The sequence below is a fragment of the Mesorhizobium sp. M1A.F.Ca.IN.020.06.1.1 genome, assembly GCF_004023265.1.
Lineage (GTDB): Bacteria > Pseudomonadota > Alphaproteobacteria > Rhizobiales > Rhizobiaceae > Mesorhizobium.
Map to the genome: position 1 here is coordinate 1 of NZ_RZSR01000246.1, position 6,825 is coordinate 6,825.

Genomic DNA, 6,825 nt, shown 5'->3' on the forward strand with positions numbered 1-6,825 from the left:
TGACCAAATGCGCCGACGATCGTCACGGCCAGGTCCGTCACGCCAATCTCGGCCAGGCGATCCAGTGCGTCGCAAAACAGCGTCAGTCCGCTTCGCGTCTTGGTGCCCGAGAAATGAACCACCTCGGCGGCCGGTTTTTCCCGGGGCCGGTAGTGATCGACGGCGAAGTTCGACCGCCACTCCTCGGGCTGCAACGGCGTCGCGATGTGCTGGCTGGCCGGCAGTCTCCACCCCGCCTTGGTCATCCAGTCGAGCAGGGACTGGCCTGTGACGACGAGATGGTCGCAGGTTTCGGCGGAGGTCCTCTCCATATGGGCGACGGTCATCTGCTCCTTGCGTTCGATCGCCCTGGCGTTAGCCTCCAGATCCCACATGAGCGGCCCATGCGCGAGCACCACGAGGATGGGAGGGTCGGCAAAGACACCCGTGCGCTTGGCGACGGTGGGGAAATGCGCCAGCCCGCCTTCAAGCGCGAAATAGACGACATCGAAGGGGTTCTGTTTGAGGTAGTGGTAGACGGCTACGGAATTCTTGTCGCTGGACTCCAGGCCACGCAGCAATTCGGGTGACCGCGGCAGCAGCTCGAGGCGCACCAGGAAATTATCGAAGCTCCATTTGGCGAGCCTGTCGATTTCCTGCTCGTCGGGCTGGCTGCCGAGCGGGCTCGGCACCCATAGCAGCGTGACCGTGTCGCCGATTTTCGCCAGGTGCTGCGCCAGCGCATACGTTGCCGACCCTGGATCAGCGGTAACCGTAGAGCCGAACTCGACTTCGGAAACGACACACACCCTGCGGGGTTTGTGGCTTGACTGCCGCTTAGGCGTAGAGATTGCGCCCGTCTTCGAACCAACCTTCAATCGGTCCCCCTCGATCCTCAGCCGCAGCAGTCTTGCCAACAGGTGGATAACACTTTGATAATCGTCTGACCGGGATAATCATCGCAAGCCTGTCCAGGCTCCTCGCGCAAACCGTATTGATTGGCGTTCGCATGCTTGCCCATCGACCTCCAAAACACCTTGAGCGGCTGGACCATAGGCCGCTTGACGTGCGCAAGGACGAGATTCTGTGCTTCGTTGCACTGCGCAACGAGAGGACGTTGCTGCCGCATCTTCTCGAACATTATCGAAGGCTCGGAGTCGACCGGTTCTTCTTCCTGGACAACGGCTCGACGGACGGGACGCGAGAACTAGTCCTGGAGCAGCCGGACAGCCATTGTTTCCACACGGAGGGGTCGCATTTCGCCGAGAACATCACCCCGCCGCGATGGATCAACACATTGATGCGCGTGTTCGGTTCCGGCCACTGGTGTCTGTCCGTCGATGCCGACGAGCTTCTTGTCTATCCCGATCTCGAGCGCGTGAGCCTGCGCCGGCTTTTCAATTATCTCGAGTCGACCGGCGCCGAAGCTGTGATCGGATCCATGATCGACATGTACGCGGACGGACCGTTGGCGGAGTGCAGCTACGACGGCAGCATCCCTTTGGTGCACGCATCCTCCTATTTCGATCCGGAGCCGGGATGGCTGCGCGCGCGGGATGGACTTTATCCTCCCGAGCAAATGTTCGGCGGGGTGCGCGAGCGCGTTTTCTGGCGCGGCCGCTTCAAGCAGACCTTTCCACCGTGCCTGACCAAGGTGCCGATCGTGCGGTGGAGCAGGGACACACATTATCACGCGGCGCAGCACACCATCAGCAAGGTGCGGTTCAGCGAACTCCGCGTCGCGCTGCTGCACTTCAAATTTGTTTGGGGCTTCCAGCAGAAATCGGCATCCTCGCTAGGCGAGAATGCGCAACTGAAAGAAAAGACGCTCGAAGAGCGCGCCGCCTATATGGAGGCCTTGGAGCGCAATCCGAAGCTCTCGCTTCGCAACGACCGGTCCGTGCGCTATCGCGGCGACACAGCCCAGCTCGTGGAACTCGGCTGGATGAAAACCTCGGATCGCTACGCCGAATTCGTCGCGACGGGCTGGCCGCGGTTACAGGAAACCGCGGCCAGCTGATCTGACGATCTATTGGCGAAATGCCGCCGGCAATTATCCGCCGTAGCGGCCGCCGCCATCCCCGCCATTGCCGTTCCCACCGCCCCCGGCAAACTGCGACAAGCTGTTCAAAGCAAGCGCTTTGCAGGCCGTTGGCGCATTCGGATAACGATGCAGGTAGTCCTCTAGCGCCTCGATGGTGCCGATCTTGAGGGCCTGCTCGCAGGCGAGCTCGGCTTCCTTGATTGGAGCAACTTCGATTTGCGCTTGCGCCGCATTCGAAAACGCGACGCTCAACCCGAGCAGACTGAGTCCGCCCAGAAGTAGCGACTGTATCTTACGCATTACGCCCACCCTTGCCACTACATACCCCATAGGCTGTTGATACTATTGATTTGTTAGCAATTTGTCAACCATATCGGAAGAAATCGGCTTGAGAGATGGTTAACTTTGAGCGGCTGCTTGGGCCTGTGAAGGCTATTTCTCGCCGACGGGGCTGAATCGCGTCGTGGCCGCAGAAATGCGGCGCCGAAAAACAGGCGAACCGGCAGCATGTCGAGTTCAGATTTCGAACGTCCTGCTTTAGTCGCTGAACACCGTCAGCGTCCGAAAGAAGGCGTTGCTCGGAGCACCGTTCGGTCCTTCCACGAAGCGCACCGCGAGCACGATCGAAAGCGGCATCTTGCGCCTGACATTGACCGTCGCCGCCAAGGCGTGGCGCACGAATCTGTCGCGGACCGTCATCCAGCCGGAAAAGCCGATTGTCTGCGCGCCGACATCCTGCTGCCAGTCTATAGGCCGGTCCGGGCGGGCGAGCGCCAGGCCGAACGCGATTGCCGGAGCCTCGGCATGGGCGAGTTCGATGGCGGCCTCTATTCTGCGAAAGAAGGGCGGGAATTGATGATCGATCGATGCTGCGACCGCACCCTCCGCATGCGGGCGCAGGAACACGCCGCCGCCGTCGGGCGCCACCAGCAACAACGGCAGCGCTGCAGTGCGCGGCGTAAGCAGCCTTGCGCTCCTCAGCACGTCGTAAGCGAGCGCGCCTGAAGCGCTGGCCGCCTCGGCTCTGCCTGATGCGTCTGGCTGCGGCCTGGCGAGACCGTCTCCAAGCAAGGCGGTGGCAGTATCGTGGCGGCCGACCGAAGCGGCGATGCCGGCGAGCGTCTCGATCGCTGCCTCGCCGTTCGGCTCGAGGTCGCTGAGAGCCAGATATTTGCGATCGGCAGGCGTATATTTCAGGTTCTCGCGCGCGCTGTCGACTTCGGAACGCGCCGTGTTCTGCGCGATGGCCATTTGGTGGAGCAGCCGGGTGTCATCGGATCGCAGCGTCCGCAACGCCTCCAGGACAGGCAAGCGGTTGTCGTACCAATTCGACGTGCGGAACATGCCGTCCGGTTTCGACCGGTACCAGTAGAGCGGCTTTGGAATGGGCCTGAGCTTGAGCCCAGCGAGTGAGGCCCGCGCGAAGAACTCCCAGTCGTGCATGGCATAGGTGGGATCCTCAAGCCAAAATCCGATCTGCGAGAAAACCGACCGGCGCACCATCGCATTGGCGTCGCCATAGACGTTGTGGATCAGGCCCAGCGCGTCGGGGCCGCCAAGCGGCAGATACTGGATCAGGCCGTCGGCCCGGTCCTCGGGCACGAAATCCTCATAGAAGAGCAATTGGAAGGCCGTGCAGATGTCCGCGCCCGATGCCGCCATGCCACGGACGAAATGCTCGACGGCTTCCGGAAAAAGCGCATTGTCGTCGTCCACGAACAGGATCAGTTCGCCGCGCGCGGCGCGCACGCCGGCATTGCGGGCGGCGCCAAGATGCTTGTGCGGCCGGCGCAGGATCCTCCATCCGCGCTTACGGAAGCCTGGTTCCAACGTATCCAGCAATTGCCTGGCTTCTTCCAGATCGCTTCCGTCGTCGACCAGCACCAGTTCAAGATTGCCGTAGGTTTGCGCCTCGACCGCTTCGATGGCTTGTTTGAGATAGAGCGGCCGGTTGCGATGCGCCATAACCACCGAAACCAGGGGCGCCGGTTGGGGCCGCTTGCGAACGCGCTTCCGGGCAGCGGGCACATTGCGTGTATCCAGCCATGCCTTGCGGCAGGGGCCCGTCATATCGATCCGCCGTGGCCGGGGCGGCTTCTCGAGCGCCGCCAGCATGGCGGCCGCCAATTGCGCCGCGTCGGGCTCGACCAGCGGCGGCTGGCCGGCTTGAGCCTTCCAGGCTTCGGCATTCGCGCCGGCATTGGTTGCAACGAAGGGCAGCCCTGCCGCGGTGCATGCGCCAACGGCCTCGCCGGTCGATGCGGCAAGGCTGGGGACAACGGCCAAGGCGCCGCTGCGTGCGAGGTAGTCGAGCCTCTCCTCGAGGGTCGCGCGCGGCAACAGCTTGAGCCGGAACGGCCAACGTTCGGCGCGCCGCAGAAGCAGTCCGCCGCTGTGCTCGCCCATGATCTTGCCGAATGGACCGAAGCGGTGGCGGCAGCACCGTCGCCTTGCGCACCTTCCAGCCTCTCGACAGCATCCATTGGCGCAGGGCGGCGGATGCACAGACCGTCCTGTCGGCCATCTCGGCGCAGTACTTTTCCATGTAGGCCGTGGCGATCGCCTCGGTGCTGCCCATGAATGTTTTGTCGGCTTCATGCGCCCATTCTTGCGGAGCGCGGGCAAGGAGGACGATCGGCGGCGTGGCGAAGGCATCGGTCTCAGCCGCGAGCAGGGTGAAGTAGGGCAGGCCACCCTCCAGCGGCGCGTAGACCAGATCGTAACTGCACCGCTCGAGATAATGCAGCAGCGCAGCGGAGCGGCTTTCGGGCGTCGCCAGCGAGGGAAGCAGCTGGTCGGACCGGTCGAGAACCTCCAGTTTGACCGAGGCGGCCCCGAACTCCGCCCGGCGGGCCGCGACCTCGTCCGTGGATGGCACGTCCCGGCCGGCAACCCACAGCAGCGTGACGTCGTCTCCGTCTTCGGCGAAGAGCCTGGCAAGTTCGCCGGGCGCCGAGGCATCGTCTTTATCGGCGTCGCGCCGGATCGCAGGCGTGACCACGCAGATGCGGCGACGACCGCCTTCCGGCTTCGGCTTGCTTGCAGCGGTCATTGAACGTTCCTCTGACCCAAATCGACCGGCAAGGCTTCCACGCTTCTCTGGTCTTTGACCATGCCGGATTTACTTTTCAGTGATCATCCTTCTGCGCCGTTGATAAACCAATGCAATCAAGCGGCCCCTAAAAAGACTGTGCAATCAAGCGATTGTTACAAGTTTATCGACACGGCATAACCAATCTTTACGCGTCCCGGCTAACCGTTCACGGCATAGCAGGAGGCGCGAATGAAAACGATATTGAAGTTTCTCGCTGCGCTCGCCTTGACGGGCGCGATGATCTCGACGAGCTCGGCAGACCAATTGCTGCGTCCGCGCATGAATCTCGGCAAGGGCTACGTCAAGACGATCAGCGGCGACCGCGGCGGCTATGTAATCGACTATGCCATCCGCATGCTGAAGATGCGCCGCAGCGGCGGTTTCGTGCGCTTCAACGGTGCGTGCGATTCGGCCTGCACGCTTTACCTGGCGATGCCCAAGAGCAAGGTCTGCGTCACGCGCAACGCATCGTTCGGCTTCCACCTGCCGTATGGCGCCGGGGTGCGCGGCAACCAGGTCGCGGCCGACTTCATGATGAAGAACTACCCTGGCTGGGTTCGCGGCTGGATCGCCAAGCGCGGCGGCCTGAAGAACTCCGTCACCACCATGACCTATGCGGATGCGAGCCGGTTCCTGCCGACTGGTCCCGCCGAACAGCGTTCGACCATTGCGAGCCTCAGCCCAACGCGCCTGCGCGGCGGTTGAACCCCGCAGCAAGTGCTGGGACACCGACGACGGCGGGTGCTTCAGGGCGCCTGCCGTTGCCGTTTCAAGCGGCCGCTCACATTTGAACGGAGAGGTCGTTTGTGTATGTTCGGGCAAACTCCAACGGGTGTGGCGTGAATGCAGTCTTGTCAGAAGTTCGTGCTGATCGCTTCGCCACGAACCGGTTCTCAAGCGCTCAATCGCCATCTCAACCAGTATGACGGAATGGTGCTGCACGGCGAAATCTTCAATCCGAGCTTCGTCGGCTTGCGCCATGACTATCACGAGAAAATCGATCTGCCGCGCGATCGGGTCGATTTGCGAGATGTCGAGCCGGAGCAGTTCATCGCGCGCATCTTCGACGATCAGTCGGCTCGCTTCATCGGTTTTCATATATTTCCCGACCAGACGCGCGCGGCCATACTCCCCGTGCTGGAAGATGAAAGCGTCAAGAAGCTCTGGCTTGTCAGGAATCCGATCGCGTCCTTCGTCTCGTTGCTCGAAGCGGAAGCATCCGGAGTATGGACAGTCCATGCCACCGACCGGTTCGCAGCCGACAGCCCCAGAAAGAAGGTGCATTTCGACATAGAACGTTTCAACGCGTTTCTGCGCGAGCTGAATCTGTTTCGCGCAAAGATCAGATCGGTGCTGTTCGAGACCCGACAGCCGTATTTCCCGATCCACTATAGCGACATCGGCGATCCACTGGTTGGCAATGCAATCATTGCCTATCTCGGCGGTTCCCAGCGACTGGACCACTTCGAGACCGAGATCCTGAAGCCGCCGCAGCGGCCTTTCGTCGACCGCATCGAGAATTACTGGGAATTCGTGACCTATTTCAGGGCAGTCTCGACGGACGATCTGTACGCGTTCGGCTGACGTCGGAATGAAGCCGGGCCGGCCCGCAACACGGTCTCAGCCTTCTTCGCTGCCGCAAGTTGGCCGCTTCCATGCTGATCGGCGCTTTGGCAAGCCCATCGTCTTTCAATGTTTGCGGTTAACC

General features: G+C 61.9%; 7 protein-coding genes. 4 read left to right on the forward strand and 3 right to left on the reverse strand.

Going from position 1 to position 6,825, the window contains the following annotated elements; translation table 11 throughout:
- On the reverse strand, positions 1-788 hold a 788-nt coding region (locus EOA60_RS13315; RefSeq protein WP_164899291.1), incomplete at its 3' end, for a glycosyltransferase family 4 protein.
- 257 nt (positions 789-1,045) lie between these two features.
- Here EOA60_RS13315 and EOA60_RS13320 point away from each other — a divergent pair.
- Positions 1,046-1,999, forward strand: coding sequence for a glycosyltransferase family 2 protein (locus EOA60_RS13320; RefSeq protein WP_164748224.1), 954 nt, complete (start codon positions 1,046-1,048; stop codon positions 1,997-1,999).
- A 33-nt stretch (positions 2,000-2,032) separates the two neighbouring features.
- On the opposite strand, the gene EOA60_RS13325 is transcribed toward EOA60_RS13320, so the two are convergent.
- Both EOA60_RS13325 and EOA60_RS13330 read right to left on the reverse strand, forming a co-directional pair.
- Entirely contained in the window at positions 2,033-2,323 is a 291-nt protein-coding gene (locus EOA60_RS13325; protein ID WP_127215833.1) for a hypothetical protein, read from the reverse strand.
- Between the two features lie 237 nt (positions 2,324-2,560).
- Complete coding sequence (locus tag EOA60_RS13330) at positions 2,561-4,429, reverse strand: glycosyltransferase family 2 protein (protein WP_164899292.1); 1,869 nt, start codon at positions 4,427-4,429, stop codon at positions 2,561-2,563.
- A gap of 76 nt (positions 4,430-4,505) precedes the next feature.
- Between EOA60_RS13330 and EOA60_RS37575 the strand changes: the two genes are divergently transcribed.
- The 3 genes from EOA60_RS37575 to EOA60_RS13340 all read left to right on the forward strand — a co-directional run bounded on the left by EOA60_RS37575 (position 4,506) and on the right by EOA60_RS13340 (position 6,701).
- A complete protein-coding gene (locus EOA60_RS37575; RefSeq protein WP_164899293.1) occupies positions 4,506-5,078 on the forward strand; it encodes a hypothetical protein in 573 nt (190 codons plus the stop codon).
- A 228-nt stretch (positions 5,079-5,306) separates the two neighbouring features.
- Positions 5,307-5,822, forward strand: coding sequence for a hypothetical protein (locus tag EOA60_RS13335; protein WP_245502555.1), 516 nt, complete (start codon positions 5,307-5,309; stop codon positions 5,820-5,822).
- Between the two features lie 138 nt (positions 5,823-5,960).
- Positions 5,961-6,701 (forward strand): sulfotransferase domain-containing protein, encoded by a 741-nt coding sequence (locus EOA60_RS13340; protein ID WP_127335067.1) that lies wholly within the window; start codon positions 5,961-5,963, stop codon positions 6,699-6,701.
- Positions 6,702-6,825 lie beyond the last annotated feature (124 nt).

Excerpts from the sequence above, each read along its gene's own strand:
- EOA60_RS13325 (WP_127215833.1), bottom strand. The coding sequence starts at position 2,323 with ATGCGTAAGATACAGTCGCTACTTCTGGGCGGACTCAGTCTGCTCGGG.
- EOA60_RS13330 (WP_164899292.1), bottom strand. The coding sequence starts at position 4,429 with ATGGGCGAGCACAGCGGCGGACTGCTTCTGCGGCGCGCCGAACGTTGG.
- EOA60_RS13335 (WP_245502555.1), top strand. The coding sequence starts at position 5,307 with ATGAAAACGATATTGAAGTTTCTCGCTGCGCTCGCCTTGACGGGCGCG.
- EOA60_RS13340 (WP_127335067.1), top strand. The coding sequence starts at position 5,961 with ATGCAGTCTTGTCAGAAGTTCGTGCTGATCGCTTCGCCACGAACCGGT.